Origin of the sequence: Cellulomonas oligotrophica, assembly GCF_013409875.1 — a bacterium.
GTDB lineage: Bacteria > Actinomycetota > Actinomycetes > Actinomycetales > Cellulomonadaceae > Cellulomonas > Cellulomonas oligotrophica.
Genome location: NZ_JACCBK010000001.1, coordinates 908,657 through 926,068 on the forward strand (window position 1 = coordinate 908,657; position 17,412 = coordinate 926,068).

General features: G+C 76.0%; 14 protein-coding genes. 9 read left to right on the forward strand and 5 right to left on the reverse strand.

Translation table 11 applies throughout. The features are described 5' to 3' along the window. The first annotated feature begins 84 nt into the window (after positions 1 to 84). On the forward strand, positions 85 to 4,053 hold the full coding sequence (locus tag BKA21_RS20095; RefSeq protein WP_140458525.1) for an FtsK/SpoIIIE domain-containing protein: 3,969 nt from the start codon (positions 85 to 87) through the stop codon (positions 4,051 to 4,053). A 65-nt stretch (positions 4,054 to 4,118) separates the two neighbouring features. Here BKA21_RS20095 and BKA21_RS04045 read toward each other — a convergent pair whose 3' ends face one another. Further along, complete coding sequence (locus tag BKA21_RS04045) at positions 4,119 to 4,541, reverse strand: hypothetical protein (protein WP_140458524.1); 423 nt, start codon at positions 4,539 to 4,541, stop codon at positions 4,119 to 4,121. Positions 4,542 to 5,030: 489 nt separating this feature from the next. Between BKA21_RS04045 and BKA21_RS04050 the strand changes: the two genes are divergently transcribed. Continuing rightward, on the forward strand, positions 5,031 to 5,279 hold the full coding sequence (locus BKA21_RS04050) for a WhiB family transcriptional regulator (RefSeq protein ID WP_140458523.1): 249 nt from the start codon (positions 5,031 to 5,033) through the stop codon (positions 5,277 to 5,279). A 168-nt stretch (positions 5,280 to 5,447) separates the two neighbouring features. Here BKA21_RS04050 and BKA21_RS04055 read toward each other — a convergent pair whose 3' ends face one another. Further along, entirely contained in the window at positions 5,448 to 6,929 is a 1,482-nt protein-coding gene (locus tag BKA21_RS04055; protein ID WP_140458522.1) for a sensor histidine kinase, read from the reverse strand. 128 nt (positions 6,930 to 7,057) lie between these two features. Between BKA21_RS04055 and BKA21_RS04060 the strand changes: the two genes are divergently transcribed. The 6 genes from BKA21_RS04060 to BKA21_RS04085 all read left to right on the forward strand — a co-directional run bounded on the left by BKA21_RS04060 (position 7,058) and on the right by BKA21_RS04085 (position 13,835). Continuing rightward, complete coding sequence (locus BKA21_RS04060) at positions 7,058 to 7,603, forward strand: DUF2505 domain-containing protein (protein ID WP_239072922.1); 546 nt, start codon at positions 7,058 to 7,060, stop codon at positions 7,601 to 7,603. Between the two features lie 364 nt (positions 7,604 to 7,967). Then, entirely contained in the window at positions 7,968 to 9,263 is a 1,296-nt protein-coding gene (locus BKA21_RS04065) for an ABC transporter substrate-binding protein (RefSeq protein WP_140458521.1), read from the forward strand. Between the two features lie 96 nt (positions 9,264 to 9,359). After that, a complete protein-coding gene (locus BKA21_RS04070) occupies positions 9,360 to 10,370 on the forward strand; it encodes a carbohydrate ABC transporter permease (RefSeq protein ID WP_140458520.1) in 1,011 nt (336 codons plus the stop codon). Beyond that, a complete protein-coding gene (locus BKA21_RS04075) occupies positions 10,367 to 11,281 on the forward strand; it encodes a carbohydrate ABC transporter permease (protein ID WP_140458519.1) in 915 nt (304 codons plus the stop codon). The genes BKA21_RS04070 and BKA21_RS04075 overlap by 4 nt, the downstream gene beginning before the upstream one ends. A gap of 140 nt (positions 11,282 to 11,421) precedes the next feature. Beyond that, positions 11,422 to 12,462, forward strand: coding sequence for a LacI family DNA-binding transcriptional regulator (locus tag BKA21_RS04080; protein ID WP_140458518.1), 1,041 nt, complete (start codon positions 11,422 to 11,424; stop codon positions 12,460 to 12,462). Between the two features lie 116 nt (positions 12,463 to 12,578). Then, on the forward strand, positions 12,579 to 13,835 hold the full coding sequence (locus BKA21_RS04085; RefSeq protein WP_140458517.1) for a Glu/Leu/Phe/Val family dehydrogenase: 1,257 nt from the start codon (positions 12,579 to 12,581) through the stop codon (positions 13,833 to 13,835). 16 nt (positions 13,836 to 13,851) lie between these two features. Here the strand turns inward: BKA21_RS04085 and BKA21_RS04090 are convergent, their stop codons facing one another. From BKA21_RS04090 to BKA21_RS04100, 3 genes are all read right to left on the reverse strand, one after another. Then, positions 13,852 to 14,313, reverse strand: coding sequence for an META domain-containing protein (locus tag BKA21_RS04090; RefSeq protein WP_140458516.1), 462 nt, complete (start codon positions 14,311 to 14,313; stop codon positions 13,852 to 13,854). A gap of 73 nt (positions 14,314 to 14,386) precedes the next feature. Continuing rightward, positions 14,387 to 15,037: a hydrogen peroxide-dependent heme synthase gene (hemQ, locus tag BKA21_RS04095; RefSeq protein WP_140459146.1), complete on the reverse strand. Its 651-nt coding sequence runs from the start codon at positions 15,035 to 15,037 to the stop codon at positions 14,387 to 14,389. A 121-nt stretch (positions 15,038 to 15,158) separates the two neighbouring features. After that, entirely contained in the window at positions 15,159 to 16,334 is a 1,176-nt protein-coding gene (locus tag BKA21_RS04100; RefSeq protein WP_239072921.1) for a ferrochelatase, read from the reverse strand. A 210-nt stretch (positions 16,335 to 16,544) separates the two neighbouring features. Here BKA21_RS04100 and BKA21_RS04105 point away from each other — a divergent pair, with 210 nt between their 5' ends. Further along, the gene (locus tag BKA21_RS04105; RefSeq protein ID WP_140458514.1) at positions 16,545 to 17,408 is read left to right on the forward strand and encodes a serine/threonine-protein kinase; all 864 of its coding nucleotides are present in this window, start codon (positions 16,545 to 16,547) and stop codon (positions 17,406 to 17,408) included. Positions 17,409 to 17,412 lie beyond the last annotated feature (4 nt).

Here is a 17,412-nt window from a genome sequence, read left to right on the forward strand (position 1 = left end):
ACAGCCGCCCGCCGTGGCGCGGGCACGCCCGGTCCGACTCCCCCGTCGGGCCGGGCGTGCCCGTGCTCGGGCAGCGTGCGGGCGGTGCGCACCACCGTCCACCCCGACCCGCCCGCGACGACCGTCGACGTGGAGGTCGCCCCCGGGACGAGCGCCGGCGAGGTCCGTCGGCGCCTGGCCCTGCTCACCGGCGACCCCGGGTGGGCCGGACCCGCGGCACGCCTGCACGTGGACGACGTCGCGCTGGACGACACCCACCCCGCCGGTGCGGAGCCGTTCCTGCCCGGTGCCCGCCTGTCGCGGCGACCGGGTGCGCCGCACCCCGCGCAGGCGGCCGTCCGTGCCGACGCGCACGTGGCCGTGGTGGCCGGTCCCGGTGCGGGCACGCTCGTCGCCGTGCCGCAGGCGGGCCCCCTGCTGCTCGGTGCCGGGGCGGCCGGCCCGCGCGCCACCGACGGGACCGCCGGCCCGGACGGCACCGACGGCATCGACGGCATCGACGGCATCGACGGCACGGTCGAGGTCCGCACCGTCCGGCTCCGCACGCAGGTGCGCGCCGCCCACGCCGGGACCGGCCACGGGCGCACCGCTGTCCACCTCGCCCGACCGGTGCGCCGCCCGACCCGTGGTCCGGCGGCGGGGCGCCGCCGCACCCGACGCCTGCGCCCCGGGCGCTGGTCGCGGTGGCGGACCGGCGAGGCGCTGCACGTGGGACGCAGCGTGCTCGTGCTGCGCACGCCCGCCGACCTGCTGCACCCGCCTCCGGCGCGACCGCGCCGCCGCCTGCCCGTGTGGGCGTGGTCGGGGCTCGCGACCACCGCGACGTCGGTGGCGCTCGCGGTCGCCCTGCGCCAGCCCGTGCTGCTCGTGGGTGCGGCGCTGGGCCTGGTCGCGCTGCTGGCCGGACGCGCACCGGACGGCAGCGGTCCCCGTGCGGACGGCGACCGGCACTCCCCCGCCGACGTCGCGGCCCGGCACGCCCTCACGCTGCTCGGTGCGACGGCGCGCCCGAGCGACGGGGACGGCGCGGCCCGGTCCGACCGCCCGGGCCCCGGCCGCGGGCGACGGGCCGCCACGGATCCCGGCGGGACGCCCGACGGGGACGTCGCCCTGGTCGGGACGCGTGCCGACGTGCTGGGCGCCGCCCGCGCGCTCGTGCTGCACCGCCTCGGCACCGCACCCGCCACCCGGCTGGCCGTCCTCACCCACGACCCGGCCTCCTGGGCGTGGAGCCGCTGGTGGGCACCCGCGACCGGGCTGCCGTCGCCCGACGCGCGCGGTCCGCACCTCGTCGTCGTCGACGGTCACGCCGCCGGTCTCGGGCGGTGGCGTGCGGCCCGGCCGCCGGGGCAGACGGTCCTCGTGGTCGGTGCGCAGCAGCCGCCCGCGTGGGTGCGCACGGTCGTCACGGTCACGGGCGCGGCCCGTCCTCGCCCCGCGCGACGCCGACGCCGCGCCGCCAGGGGCCTGCGCGCGTCGACGCCCCGACCGGGGCACCGGCCGGGCGCTGCGGCACCGGTCGAGCTGGTGCCCGCGGACGTGGCCGACCGGTACGCCCGCGACCACGTGGCGCACCTCGCGCGCACCGGCGTCGGCCCCGGCACGCCGGGACCGGCCGCCGCCGACCCGGCGGGCCCGGCGCACGTCGCCACCCTGGGGGACCTGGACGGCGTCCCGGTCGCCGACCCGGCCGCCGTCGCCGCGGCCTGGGCGCGCACCCCGGACCGGTTGCGCCTCGCGCTCGGCACCGGGCCCGCCGGCACGACCACCGTCCTGGACCTCGACGCCGACGGGCCGCACCTGCTCGTCGCCGGCACCACAGGCGCCGGCAAGTCCGAGCTGCTCACCACGCTCGTCCTGGCCGCCGCCCTGAGCCGGCCGCCGGACCGGCTCGCGCTCCTGCTCGTCGACTTCAAGGGTGGGACCGGGCTGGGGCCGGTCGCGTCGCTCCCGCACGTGGTGGGGCACGTCGACGACCTCGACGCGGCGCGGGCGCGGCGCGCGCTCGTGGGCCTGCGGGCCGAGCTGCGGCGCCGCGAACGGGTCCTGGCGGCGCACGGCGCGACCCACCTGCGCGACCTCGACCCCGCGGCCGTCGGGACGCCGCCCCGCCTGCTCGTCGTGGTCGACGAGCTGCGCGCGCTGCTCGACGACGTGCCCGACGCCTCCGCCGTGCTCGCACGGATCGCGGCCCAGGGGCGCGCGCTCGGCGTGCACCTGGTGCTGGCGACGCAGCGCCCCGCCGGGACCGTCACCGCGGAGCTGCGGGCCAACGTCACCGCCCGCCTGTGCCTGCGCGTGGCGGACCCCGCCGACTCCCGGGACGTGCTCGAGGTGCCCGACGCCGCCGCCATCGACCCCCGGCGGCCCGGGCGCGCGCTGCTGCGCACGGGCCCGGGAGCGCCGGTGCCGCTGCAGGTGGCGCGTGCACGGCGGCGCACCTCCGCGCGCACGGTGCGCCTGGCCACGCCCTGGCACCCGGCCGTCACGCCGCCGTGGCGCCCCGGGGCGCCCGCCGGGCCGGACGACGTCGCCGCGTGGGTGGCGGCGGCCCGGTCCGCCGCCGGCGCCCGCCGGCCCGACGTGACGTGGTGGCCCGAGCTGCCGTCGCACGTCGACCTCACCGAGGTGCCGCCGGGACGGGGCCTGGCGGTCGGCCTCGCGGACCTGCCGGAGGAGCAGCGGCGCGCACCGGTGCGGTGGGAGCCCGCCGACGGCCCGCTCCTCGTGCTCGGCGGCGCGCGCTCCGGCCGCTCGACGACGCTGCGCACCCTCGGCACGCAGGCCCTGCACGCCGGGTACGCGGTGCACGCGATCGGCCTGCCCGCACCGCACGTCGCGGCGCTGCGCGCGGCCGGCGCGGACCGCCTGGGCACCGTCGTCCCCCTCGACGACCCCTCCCGCGCCGCCCGCCTGCTCGCCCGCCTCGTGTCGCGCGCGCCCGGACCCCCCGCGGACGGGGGCGACCTCGTCCTCGTCGACGGCCTCGACGTGCTCGCGGACCGTCTCGCCCCGCTCGGCCGCGGCGAGGGGACCGACCTGCTGGCCAGGTTCTGCCGTGAGCGCCGCACCGGTGTGCACCTGGCGGCGACCGGACCGGCGAGCCCCGCGCTGCTGCGGCTGCTGGGCGACGTCCCGCACCGGCTGGTGCTGCCGACGTCCGACCCGACGCTCGACGCGCTCGCCGGGGTGCCCGGCGCGCTGGCCGGCACCCGGACCGCCCCGGGTCGCGCCGTGGCGCTGCTGCCGGGGACGACCGCGGCGTGCCAGGTCGCGACCGCACCCGTCACCGCCGCACCCGTCACCGCCGCACCCGTCGCGACGCCGGGGAGCCGGTCCCGTCCGCGGACGACGCCCCTGCGGATCGGACCGCTGCCCGAGCGGGTGCCCCTGCCGGACGCCCGTACCCCGCCCGAGCAGGCGGGTCTGCTCCTCGGGCACGGTGGTGACGGGCCCGCGCCGACGGTCGTCCCCGTGGGTGCCACCCTCCTGGTGGCCGGCCCGCCGGGCTCGGGCCGCACCGGCGCCCTGCGGGCCCTGGCGCACGCGTGGGCGCGCCGCGGCGTGCCGGTGCTGCGTGTCGCGCCCCGGGCCGAGCCCGGGCCGTGGCAGGACGTCGCGCCGGACGACCTGGCGGACCTGGGCGGGCCTGCCCTGCCGGCCGGCCCGGTGCGCGGCACGACGCCGGTCGGTCCCGCACTGCCGCCGGCCGGTGCCGCGCCGCCGCCGGTCGTGCTCGTCGACGACGCCGACGAGCTGGAGCGCACGGCGCCGGGCGTGCTCGACGTGCTCGCCGCGCCGCGCGGGGCCGCCCGGGTGGCCGCGGTGGCCACGACGACGACGCACGCGGCGACCGCGTACCGGGGACCGGTGGCGCAGGCCGTGCGAGGTCGGCACCTGCTCGTGCTCGACGCGCGCGGGAGTGCGGCGACCGACCTGCTGGGGCCGGGCGCCTGGCTGCTCGTCGACCCGCACCGGTCGGGCCCGGGCCGCGGCGTGCTGCGCCTCGACCGCGCCCTGGCACCGGTCCAGGTCTGCGCGAGCGACACGTGAGCCCGCCTGTGCGCCCGTCAGCCCGAGCGCCCGTCAGCCCGGCGGCGGGGTCGGCCCGACGGCGGTCAGCCCGCCGGCGGGGTCGACGGACCGTCCGGACCTGTGCGTGACGTGGCCCGCACGACGGGCGGGAGGAGCACCCCGACACCGACGAGCACGCCGAGGGCCGCCACGAGGAGGGCCGGGACGGAGCCGCCGACGCCCCACCACGTCCAGGCGACGACGACGAGGAGCAGCTGCGCGGTGAGCACCGGGCCACGTCCCCAGCGTCGCCCCTGCCACAGCCCGCGCGCGGCCTGCGCCAGCAGGAGCGCGGCGAGGGCGGCGAGGACCACGAGGCCCAGCGTCGCGCCCAGGTCCTGCGCACCGCGCAGCGCCGAGACGAGGCCGGCACCTGCCGCGACGGCGAGCGCGAGGGCCTCGAGGCCGACGGCCGCCACGACGGCGAGCAGCGCGGGCGGGCGGGTCCGGGGCAGGTCGTGCGGCACGGGACGACCCTACGGCGCGCAGCCGGACGTCGCGTGCGTCACACCCACTACCAGACCGCGTCGGGTGCTCGGACCACCGTCCGGCGGCGACGCACCGGTGTCACGCAGCGCCCCGGGCGCGTGAGCCACGTCACGCGAGGGGCGCCGCACGCGGGAGCGCGGCGGCCCAGACGCCCTGCCGCCAGTCGCCGATCGGGTGAAACCGCAGGTCAGCGCCTACGCGGGGACCGACGTCCCTTGTCCTGGACGACTGTTCAGAGCAGGCGGGGTGCGGAGCACACAGGTCGCGTCGGGCGAGCTCCCAGGCCGAGCCCAGATGTGACGAACGCCTCACGCGTTACCCTGGGGAAACGTTGCCGTAACCCTTGTGCCCGCGTCCAGGTGGTGTGAGGCTTGTCCGCAGCACGATTCCCCCCACCACTGCATCTCGCGACATCGGCGCGCCCCCATCACGGGGCGCCGCACTGTCGCGTGCCAAGGAGGCCTGACATGGACTGGCGCCACCGCGCAGCCTGCCTCGACGAGGACCCTGAGCTCTTCTTCCCGATCGGCAACACCGGTCCCGCGCTGCAGCAGATCGACGAGGCCAAGGCCGTCTGCCGTCGCTGCGACGTCGTCGACACGTGCCTGAAGTGGGCCATCGAGACCGGGCAGGACGCCGGCGTCTGGGGTGGCCTGTCCGAGGACGAGCGACGCGCGCTCAAGCGCCGCACGGCGCGCCAGCGCCGCGCCGGCTGACGCACCACGCACGCACGAGGCCCCGCCGCCCGCCCCCGGGCAGCGGGGCCTCGTCACGTCTGCGCGGGCCTCGTCACATCTGCGCAACGGACCTCGTCACGCCTGCCGCCCGACGGCGCCGCCGCGGGGCGGCCTGCCGTCGGGCGGGTCGGGTCGCCGACCGGGCGGTCAGGCGACGGTCGCCGCGTCCCGGCCCTGGCGCAGGCGGGCCTCGATGACGACCGACGTGCCGCCCCCCTCACGGGGCAGCCACTCGATGGAGCCCCCGAGCTCGTTGCGCACGAGCGTGAGGACGATCTGCGTCCCGAGCCCGGTGCCCGCCCCCTGCTCCGCGGGCACACCGGCGCCGTCGTCGTTGACCTCGACCCGCAGTGCGTCCTCGTCGCGGACCGCCACGACCTCGACCGTCCCGCGCTCGCGCCCGTCGAACCCGTGCTCGACCGCGTTGGTGACCAGCTCCGTGAGCACGAGCGCCAGGGCCGTCGCGTCCTCCGCGGGCACGGCACCGAACGAGCCGCGCACGGTGGTGCGGACCTGCGCCCCCGCCGTCGCGACGTCCGCCGCCAGGCGCAGGCTGCGACCGACCAGGTCGTCGAACGGCACCGACTCGTCGAGCGTCTGCGAGAGGGTCTCGTGCACGAGCGCGATCGTCGCGACCCGTCGCATCGCCTCGGCCAGCGCGTCACGGGCCTCGGGCGAGCTCATGCGACGCGACTGCAGGCGCAGCAGGGCCGCCACGGTCTGCAGGTTGTTCTTCACGCGGTGGTGGATCTCGCGGATCGTCGCGTCCTTGGTGATGAGCTCACGCTCACGACGTCGCAGCTCGGACACGTCCCGGCAGAGCAGCACGGCACCCACCCGCTCGGAGCGCTCCGTCAGGGGCACCGCCCGCAGGGACAGCGCCACCCCGCGCGCCTCGACGTCGACGCGCCACGGCGCCCGCCCCATGAGCACGAGCGGCATGGACTCGTCGACGGTCGCGTTCTGCTCGATGAGGTCGGCCGTGACCTCGACCAGCGAGCGGCCGGTGAGGTCGCCGAGCGCGCCGAGGCGGTGGAAGCAGGACAGCGCGTTGGGGCTGGCGTACAGCACCTCGCCCTCGCCGTTGAGGCGCACCAGCCCGTCGCCGACGCGGGGCGCGCCGCGTCGGGGCCCGGTGGGCGCGTCCGTCGCGGGGAACTCCCCGCGGGCGACCATGCCCAGCAGGTCGTCGGCGGCCTCGACGTAGTTCAGCTCGAGCCGGCTCGGCGTCCGCGCGCCGCCGAGGTTGGTCTGCCGCGCGATGACCGCGATGGCGCGTCCGTCGCGCACCACCGGCACGGCCTCCTCGCGCACGGCGTACGAGCCGAACCAGCGCGGCTCGCGCGAGCGCTGCGGGGCCTGCTCGACGAGCGCGCGGCGCAGCTGCGGGCGCTGCCCGTCGGGCGGGCGCGAGCCCACCACGTCGTCGTAGTGCACCGTGGCCCCCGTCGAGGGGCGGCACTGCGCGACCGCGACGAAGTCGCCGTCCGCCACCGGCAGCCACATCACGAGGTCGGCGAACGCGAGGTCGGAGATCACCTGCCAGTCGCCGACGAGCAGGTGCAGCCACTCCAGGTCCGGCGCGCCGAGCGGCCCGTGGTGCGCGACGAGGTCGCTGAGCGTGGACACCGACCCAGCGTACGTTCCGACGCAGCGACCCACGGGCCCCGCCCGCACCCCGGACGTCGGTCCGCGCGGGCGTGCCCGCGCGCGACTAGGCTCGGACGCGGGGCGGCGCGCCCTGCGAGGGAGGGCGTGTGCAGATCGACGTGAGGCTCTCGTTCCCGGTCGGCACGGCCGGGGCGGCACGGATGCTGGCCGACCCGCAGTACGTGCACACCAAGGTGCGCGCGTCGGGGGCGCTGGACCAGCAGGTCGACGTGACCGGCGACGCGGAGGGCGCGTTCACGGTCACCACGCGCCGCGCGCTGCCGTCCGAGCAGATCCCCGCCCACGCCCGCGCCCTGGTCGGCTCGCGGATCGACGTGCGGCAGGTCGAGGCCTGGGAGGCCCCGACCGCGGACGGCTCGCGGGCGGGGACCGTGGTGGTGGAGATCGCGGGCGCCCCCGTGCGCGTGACGGGACGAGCGAGCCTCGCGCCCGGCGAGGACGGCGCGAGCACGCAGGTGCGCTACGTCGGGGAGGTCCGCGCGACGGTCCCGCTGTTCGCCGCCGCCGTCGAGGACGCGGCCGCCGGGGCCGTGCGCTCCGTGCTCGAGGTCGAGCAGGAGGTCGCGCGGCGCTGGCTCGCGCAGGCGCCCGACGCGCCGGGTGACGCCCCGGCCCCGCCCGCACGCGCCTGACCCCGCCGCGGGGCGCCCGCCCGGGACCATCACGGACCGGTGTCGGACGCTTGTCCCAGCCGTAACGATTGGGTAACGCAACTGACGCGACTCAGCGCCCTGACCTGCGCACTCGTCACCGTGGGACCGCTACCACACCTCGTCCCGGGGGTGCCCGTCCTTGACACCGGACCAGCACCGGACCAAGGTGTCCGCAGCGCGTGGGAACGCTCCCGCGGTCCGGGTCACCCTGGTCGTGAGAGCGCAACCACGCGGGGGCCCCACGGCCCCACGTCCGCACGCCCGCCGCGCCCCCAGCGACGGCCGGGCGCCGGACGAGACACGGGGTACGGCGAGGACGCCGTCCGATGACAAGGGAGTCACAGTGCGCAAGACCACACGCAAGGCGTGGGCGCTCGCAGCCGGGGTGACGAGCGTCGCCCTGCTCGCCACGGCCTGCTCCGGCAACGCCGGGGGCGACGACGACGAGACCGCGGGTGGCGACATCACCCTCACGGTCGCGACGTTCAACGAGTTCGGCTACACCGACGAGATGTTCGCCCGGTACGAGGAGGAGAACCCGGGCGTCACCATCGAGCAGAAGCGTGCGGCCACCGCCGACGAGGCCCGCGAGAACCTGAACAGCCGGCTCGCCGCAGGCTCCGGCACCTCGGACATCGAGGCCGTCGAGGTCGACTGGCTTCCCGAGCTGATGCAGTTCCCCGACTACTTCGAGGACCTGTCCTCCCCCGACGTCGAGGGCCGCTGGCTCGACTGGAAGGTCGCGCAGGCCACGACCGAGGACGGCAAGCTCGTCGGCTACGGCACGGACATCGGCCCCCAGGGCATCGCGTACCGCGCGGACCTGTTCGAGGCGGCCGGCCTGCCGGCCGACCGTGAGGCCGTCGCCGAGCTCTTCGGCGGGGACTCCGCCACGTGGGAGCAGTTCTTCGAGGTCGGCAAGCAGTACTCCGAGGGCTCGGGCGGCAAGGCGTTCTTCGACTCCGCCGGTGCCATCTACCAGGGCATCATCAACCAGGAGGAGTTCCCCTACGAGACCGAGGACGGCACCGTCACCGCCGTCTCCGACGGTCGCGTCAAGGAGATCTACGAGCAGGTCGTGCAGGCCTCGGTCGAGGACGGGCTCTCCGCCCACTACTCGCAGTGGAGCGAGGACTGGACGAACTCCTTCCAGAACGACGGCTTCGCCGTCATGCTCGCCCCGGGCTGGATGCTCGGTGTCATCGAGGGCAACGCGGCCGGCGTCGAGGGCTGGGACCTGGCCGACGTGTTCCCCGGCGGTGCCGGCAACTGGGGCGGCTCGTTCCTCACGGTGCCGTCGCAGGGCGCCAACGTCGAGGAGGCCAAGAAGCTCGCCGCGTGGCTGACCGCGCCCGAGCAGCAGATCGAGGCCTTCAACAACAAGGGCACCTTCCCCAGCCAGATCGAGGCGCAGGAGTCCGAGGACATCCAGTCCGCGACCAACGCGTTCTTCAACGACGCCCCCGTGGGCCAGATCCTGTCGAACCGCTCGCAGGGTGTCGTCGTGCCCTTCAAGGGCCCGAACTACTTCACGATCCAGCAGGCGATCGGCAACGCGCTGACGGAGGTCGACGTCAACGGCGCCGACCCGGCCGCCCAGTGGGAGACCGTCGTCGGGGTCGTCGAGGGCCTCGGCTGACCTGACCAGCCGCAGCACGGGGCCGGGTCGGTGGCGACCGCCACCGGCCCGGCCCCGCCCGCGTCAGCACCCCACCCCTTCCGGAGGACCCCCGCCATGGCCACGTCGACCAGACCGCCGCGCATGCGCCGCCCGGCGCAGGACCCCTCGCGGGCCCCGCGGCGCGTCGGGTTCAGCCAGACCCTGTCCCGCTGGGACGTGAAGGTCTCGCCGTACCTGTACATCTCCCCGTTCTTCCTGCTGTTCGGGCTGACGGGTCTGTTCCCGCTGCTCTACACCGCGTACGTCTCGGTCTTCGACTGGCACCTGCTGGGGGGCCAGGGTGACTTCGTCGGGTTCGAGAACTTCGCGTTCGTGTTCAACGAGCCGAACTTCTGGAAGGGCCTGCGCAACACCTTCAGCATCTTCGCGCTGTCGACCATCCCGCAGCTCATGGTCGCGGTCGTCCTCGCGGCGATCCTCGACGCGAACCTGCGCGCGAAGACCTTCTGGCGCATGGGCGTCCTGGTGCCGTACGTCGTCGCACCGGTCGCCGTCGCCCTCATCTTCGGCAAGGTGTTCGCCGACCAGTCGGGCGTGGCCAACGCCGTCCTCGCCCTCGTCGGCATCGACCCGATCGGCTGGCACGCGCAGCCGCTGCCCAGCCACATCGCCATCGCCACGATGGTCAACTTCCGCTGGACCGGCTACAACACGCTGATCCTGCTGGCCGCGATGCAGGCCGTGCCGCGCGACCTGTACGAGGCCGCCGTCATCGACGGCGCCGGCCGCGTGCGGCAGTTCTTCTCCATCACGATCCCGCAGCTGCGCCCGACGATCATCTTCGTGGTCATCACCTCGACCATCGGCGGGCTGCAGATCTTCGACGAGCCGCGCATGTTCGACCAGCTCGGCCAGGGCGGTCCCGGGCGGCAGTGGATGACCGTGACGATGTACGTCTACGAGCTCGCGTTCGGCAGCCAGAAGAGCTTCGGACGGGCCGCCGCGGTGGCCTGGGTGCTCTTCATCATCATCGTCGCCATCGGCGTCCTGAACTTCTGGCTCACCCAGCGGATCGCGTCCGACAGCTCCGCCACCGCCAAGGCACGGAAGAAGGTCGCACGATGAGCGCGCCGTCCCTCCCCTACGTCCGGCAGACCGCCGGCGCCGGTGCCGCACGGGCCGCCGCCCGCCGGCGGGGCAGCGGCCACGGGTCCGAGCGTCGACCGGGCTGGGTCACCTACCTGCTGCTCACGCTCGCGCTCGCGGTCTTCGTGCTGCCGATCTACTACGCGTTCCTGCTCGCCAGCTCCGACGCGCAGACCATCGCGCAGAACCCCATCCCGGGCCTGCTGCCCGAGGGCAACTTCCTCGCCAACGTCGAGCGGGTGCTGGAGTCCGACATCGGGTTCTGGAAGGCCCTGACGAACTCGGTGATCGTCGCGACCGTGACCGCGGCCTCGACGGTGCTGTTCTCCACGCTCGCCGGGTTCTCGTTCTCCAAGCTCCGGTTCCGCGGGCGCAAGGGCCTGCTGCTGTTCGTCATCGCCACCACGGCCGTGCCGACGCAGCTCGGCATCATCCCGCTGTTCATCGTCATGTCGCAGCTCGGGTGGATCGGCCAGCTCCAGGCCGTCATCGTGCCCGGCCTGGTCACGGCGTTCGGCGTGTTCTGGATGACGCAGTACCTCGAGTCGGCCCTGCCGTACGAGCTCATCGAGGCCGCCCGCGTGGACGGTGCGTCGATGATCCGCACGTTCTGGTCGGTGGCGCTGCCCGCCGCACGCCCCGCGGCGGTCATGCTCGGCCTGTTCACGTTCGTCGCGTCCTGGACGAACTTCTTCTGGCCGTTCATCGTGCTCGGGTCGACCAACCCGACGCTCCCGGTGGCGCTGCAGCTGCTGCAGGCGTCCTACTTCAAGGACATGTCGCTGATCATGGCGGGCGTGGTGCTCTCGACCATCCCGCTGCTCGTGCTGTTCGCGGTCGCAGGGCGTCAGCTGGTCGCCGGCATCATGGCCGGCGCCGTCAAGGGCTAGTGCGACCACGGGGCCGGGCGTCCACCACGGACGCCCGGCCCCGTGAGCCCCACGGTGTGCGGGTACCCTCGCCGACGAGGTCCCGGCCGAACACCGCCGCACGTCGTGCTGCCCCGGGCAGCGAGGAGGGAAGACCAACGGTGGTCGACAGCATCCCGGTACGCGCCGAGCGCGTCCGTCCCGCAGCGCCCACGCTCGAGGAGGTCGCCGAGCGGGCGGGCGTGTCCCGGTCGACGGCCTCGCGCGCGATCAACGGCGGGCTGCGCGTCTCGCCCGAGGCGCTCGCGTCCGTCGCGGCCGCCGTCGCGGACCTCGGCTACACCCCCAACCGCGCCGCGCGGTCCCTCGTGACCCGTCGCACGGACTCGATCGCCCTGGTGGTGCCCGAGCCCGACGAGCGCGTGCTCTCGGACCCCTTCTTCGCCGGCACCCTCAACGGGCTGAGCACGGCGTTCGCGGACTCCGACATCCAGGTGGTGCTCGTGATCGCCCGGCCCGGCGAGAGCGACCGCACCATCCGGTACCTGCGCAACGGGCACGTCGACGGCGCGATCGTCGTCTCGCACCACCGGGACGACGCGCTCGACCAGGCGCTGCTCACGTCCCGGGTCCCCAACGTGTTCGTGGGCCGGCCGCTGTCCGCACCCGACGACGACGTCCAGTACGTCGACACCGACAACGCCGAGGGCGGTCGCCTCGCCACCCAGCACCTCGTGGACCGCGGCTGCCGGCACATCGCGACGGTCGCCGGGCCCCAGGACATGTCCGCCGGCATCGACCGCCTGCTGGGGTGGCGCCGCGCGATGAGCGACGCGGGCCTCGACGACTCCGCGGTCGTGCAGGGCGACTTCACGATCTCCTCCGGGGCGGACGCGACCCGCGCGCTGCTCGCCGCGCACCCCGAGACCGACGGCATCTTCGTCGCGTCCGACCTCATGGCCGCCGGGGCGCTGCGCGCGCTCACCGAGCTCGGCAAGGACGTCCCCGGCGACATCGCGGTCGTCGGCTACGACAACCTGGGCGTCTCCGCGTCCACGACGCCCCCGCTGACGACCGTCATCCAGCCGGTCGTCGCCATGGCCCGCGCCGCCGGTGCGCGCCTGCTCGACCAGCTCAACGGCGCCCCGCCGAGCGCCCCGCAGATCTTCGCCCCCGAGCTCGTGGTGCGCTCCTCCGCCTGACCAGCACGTCTGCAGCGCCGGGTGACGGCACCGGACCGTCCGCCCGTCGGGACCGGGACGTCCGACGGGCGCCGATCGGGACGCGCGCGCGCCGAACGCGTGCCAGGGTGGACGCCATGCCCGACGTGGACCCCGACGCCCCGCTGCTCACCGCCCAGGCCCAGCTCTCCCGGGCCGTCGAGATCCTCGGCTACGACGCCGGGCTGCACGAGGTCCTCGCGACCCCGCGGCGCGAGATGCGCGTCGCGGTGCCGCTGCGACGCGACGGCGGCGGCGTCGAGGTCTTCACCGGCTACCGCGTGCAGCACAACATCAGCCGCGGGCCCGGCAAGGGCGGCCTGCGGTACGCACCGGGCGTCGACATCGACGAGGTCCGTGCGCTCGCCATGTGGATGACGTGGAAGTGCGCGGTCGTCGACGTGCCGTACGGCGGCGCCAAGGGCGGTGTGACCATCGACCCGCACGCGTACTCGTCGGCCGAGCTCGAGCGCGTCACCCGCCGGTACACCAGCGAGATCTCGTCGATGATCGGGCCCGAGAAGGACATCATGGCCCCCGACATCGGCACCGACGAGCGCACGATGGCCTGGGTCATGGACACCTACTCCGTCAACCGGGGCTTCACGATCCCCGCGGTGACGACCGGCAAGCCCCTGGCCGTGGGCGGGTCGCTGGGCCGCCCGACCGCGACGTCGCAGGGTGTCGTGCACGCCGCCCGGGCCACGCTCGCCGACGCCGGCGTCGAGCTGTCCGAGGTCACGGCAGCCGTGCAGGGCTTCGGCAAGGTCGGCTCGCACGCCACCCGGCTGCTGCACGAGGCCGGCACCCGCGTCGTCGCGGTCAGCGACGAGCGCGGCGGCGTCCACCGCGCCGACGGCCTCGACGTCCCCGCGCTGCTGGAGCACGTGAGCCGCACGGGCTCGGTCGTGGGGTTCGGCGACGCGGACGCGATCGACAACGCCGGGCTGCTCGCCCTCGACGTCGACGTGCTGGTGCCCGCGGCGGTGGAGGGCGTCCTCGACGCGGACAGCGCGGCCCGCGTCAAGGCGCGGTGGGTGGTCGAGGGGGCGAACGGCCCGACGACGAGCGAGGGCGACCAGGTGCTCGCCGACCGGGGCGTGGTCGTGGTGCCGGACATCCTCGCGAACGCCGGTGGCGTGGTCGTCAGCTACTTCGAGTGGGTGCAGGCCAACCAGGCGTACTGGTGGACGGCGCAGGAGATCGCCGAGCGCCTGGAGCAGCGGATGCTCGCGTCGTACCGCGCGGTCAGCGAGCTGGCGCGGGCCGAGCAGGTGACCCTGCGCGAGGCGGCCCTGACGATCGGCGTGCGACGCGTCGCCGAGGCGCACCTGATCCGCGGCCTCTACCCCTGACGGCACGCCCGCGCCGTCAGCGCAGCGCGTGCCCCGCTCCCCCGGACGCCCCGGTGCCGGGCGGGGCGGGCCGCAGCAGGAGCGTCGTCCCGTCCGCGGTGCGCAGCGCGAGCCCGTCGTCGGCCGGCTCGAGGGTGCCGCCCGCGGTGAGCGCCGCGACGAGGGCGACCTCGGTGCGCGTGACGTCGTCCGGTCCGGCCATCATCGTCTGGACGACCGGGCCGACCGTGAGCCGGCCGCCGTCGAGCGACCAGGTGCTGCGCACCCGGTTCACGCCGGCGTGGCCGTAGAGCACCCCGTCGCCGTCGAACGTGAGCCACGGGTGCCCGTGCGGTCCGTGCGCGGGAGGGACCGCCCCGGCGACCTCGGCGACGACCCACGTCCCGGCGGGTGACGGGCCGCCCCCGGCCGGTCGCTCGTCGTACGGCCGGGCCGTGGGGTCCTCGGCGGGAGGGCGGGGGTGCACGTCGTCGGGCATGCACCGATCATCCCCTGGGCGCGGCGGCGCTGCAGGGCGGCGCTGCAGGGCGGCGCGGCGGCGCTGCAGGGCGTCAGGCCCGCGGCAAGGTCTCCGCCCACGCCTCGAGGGTCGTGCGGGGGCCGGTGTAGAACGGCAGCTCCTCGCGCACGTGCAGGCGCGCCTTCGTGTTCCGCAGCTCGCGCATGAGGTCGACGATCCGGTGCAGCTCGGGGGCCTCGAACGCCAGGATCCACTCGTAGTCGCCGAGCGCGAACGACGCGACGGTGTTGGCACGCACGTCGGCGTAGTCGCGGGCGGCGAGGCCGTGCTCGACGAGCATCTCCCGGCGCTCCGCCTCGGGCAGCACGTACCAGTCGTACGACCGCACGAAGGGGTAGACGCAGATGTAGTCGCCGGCGGGCTCCCCGGCCAGGAACGCGGGCACGTGCCCGCGGTTGAACTCCGCCGGGCGGTGCAGGCCGACCACGGACCACACCGGCGTCAGGTGCGCGCCGAGCCCGCTGGCACGCAGACGCTGGTACGCGCCCTGGACCTGCTCGACCGTCTCGGCGTGCCACCACACCATGAGGTCGGCGTCCGCCCGCAGCCCGGAGACGTCGTACCAGCCGCGCACCACCAGGCCCGGGTCCGACGTCACGGCCGCCAGCGCGTCGGCGACGGCCGCGGCACGCGCGTCGTCGTCGGCGGGCAGCGGCTGCGCGAGGGCGAGGACCGTCCACATCGTGTAGCGGACGGTCGCGTTCAGCGCCTCGGCGTCGGGCGTGGTCACAGCGGGCTCCTTCGGTCGGGGTGGGACGTGCGTCGCGTCCCGGGTCGGACGGGCAGGCAGGCGGGCGGGCGCGTCAGGAGGCGGGGTCGGCCGAGCACGCGGCGAGCACGCCGGAGTCGACGCCCGCGCGCTGGCGGCAGCACCCGGGGGCGCAGACCGACCGGAAGGGCGGCAGGTCGCCGACGGTCGCGCCGGGCACCGGCTCGGCGCCGGCGTCGAGCGCACGACGCGTCGCCGCACGCTCCAGCAGCAGGTCGACCAGGCCCCGCACGAACGGCTCGCGGGTGCCGACGGTGCCGGCCCGCACCGCGTGCACGCCGAGCTCGGCCGCGGTCGCCATCGCCTCGGTGTCGAGGTCGAAGGCCACCTCCATGTGGTCCGAGACGAAGCCGATCGGCGCCATCACCACGGAGGTGGTGCCGGCGGCGTGCAGGGCCCGCAGGTGGTCGTTGACGTCGGGCTCGAGCCACGGCTGGTGCGGCGGGCCGGAGCGGGAGCAGTACACGAGGTCCCACTCCAGCGGCCGGCCGAGGCGGCGCGTGGCCGCGGCGGCGATCGAGCGCGCCACGTCCAGGTGCTGGGCGCGGTAGGAGGCGCCCGCGACCTGCGACGCCTCCTCCATCGTGTCGGGGATCGAGTGCGTGACGAACAGCAGCCGGGGCCACGCCGCGGCCGGGTCCGCCTGCGCGTAGGCCTCGACGACGGCGTCGGTGCCGGCCTCCACGAACCCGGGGTGGTTGAAGTAGGAGCGCACCTTGTCGATCTCGAGCGGGTGCTCCCCGGGGACGGCGCCGACCTGCGCGCCGACCTCCTCGAGGGAGGACCAGAAGTGCTCGCGGTACTGGCGGCAGCCCGAGTAGGAGGAGTACGCGCTGGTGACGAGCGCGAGCACGCGGCGGGCCCCGTCGGCGTGCGCCTGCGCGAGCGCGTCGGCCGTGTACGGCTCCCAGTTGCGGTTGCCCCACAGCACGGGCACGTCGATCCCGCGCCGGGCCAGCTCGTCGACGAGGGCCGCCCGCAGCGCGAGGTTCTGGCCGTTGATCGGGCTGGCCCCGCCGAAGTGGTGGTAGTGCTCGGCGACCACGGCCAGGCGCTCGTCGGGGATGCCCTTGCCCGCGGTCACGTTGCGGAGGAAGGGCATCACGTCGTCGTGACCGTTCGGTCCGCCGAACGAGGCGAGCAGGACGGCGTCGTACGGGGCGAGCGCGTCGGCGGTGGCGGTGGTCGTGGTGGGGGGCGTCACGGACACCCGACGATCATCGCACCGCTCGCGCGTGCCGGCCGACCGGAGCACGCACCCCGCCGCAGTGACGTTGACCCGACGCCGCGTCATCTCCCTCCCGGACGCCTGACCAGCACCGACGCGCCCCGGCGTGCGACCGGCCCGCACCCGCCCTACCGTCGAGACGCCCCTGACCGCCCCCTGCGAGGACGTGCAGACGATGACCAAGGACCGCCCGTGAGCGGCCGCGGCCGGCACGCCGCCCCCGAGCTCGCGCACCGGTACGTGCTGGGCCCGCGCCTCGGCGAGGGCGGCTCCGCCCAGGTGTTCCGCGGCGTCGACACCCGCCTGGACCGCCCCGTCGCGGTCAAGATCTTCCGGCTCGACGACGCCAGCCCCGAGCAGGTGCGCCGCTACGCGCAGGAGGCGCGCGTGCTCGCCGAGCTCACGCACCCGACGCTGGTGGCCCTGCTCGACGTCGGCGCCGACGTCCTCGACGGCGAGGGGCCGGTGGCCTTCCTCGTCATGGAGCTCGTGGAGGGCCGGACGCTGCGCGAGCTGCTCGCCGAGGGCCCGACCGACGCCGCGACGGCCGCCGACATCGGCCGGCAGGTCGCGCAGGGGCTCGGGCACGCGCACGCGGCGGGCGTGGTGCACCGCGACGTCAAGCCGTCGAACGTGCTCGTCTCGTCCCGCACCGCACCCTCGGGCCACCGGGACGCGCCGCGGGTGCCGGTGGTGGTCGCCGACTTCGGCATCGCCGCGTCCCACGGCGGCGGCACCGCGAGCGCCAGCGCGACCGCGTCGTACCAGTCCCCCGAGCAGGCCCTCGGGCAGGACATCGGCCCGGGCAGCGACGTCTACTCCCTCGGCCTGGTGCTCCTGGAGTGCCTGACCGGCGACCGGGCCTTCCCCGGCGACCCGATCAGCACGTCCGTGGCGCGGCTGCTGCACGGGCCCGAGGTCCCGCCGTCGGTCGACCCGGACTGGGCACGCCTGCTGCGCGCCATGACCCGCCAGGACCCGGCCCAGCGCCCGCGCATGCGGGCGGTCGAGGCCGAGCTGCGCGCGCTGCGGCTGGCCGCACCGGCCCCCGTCTGAGGTC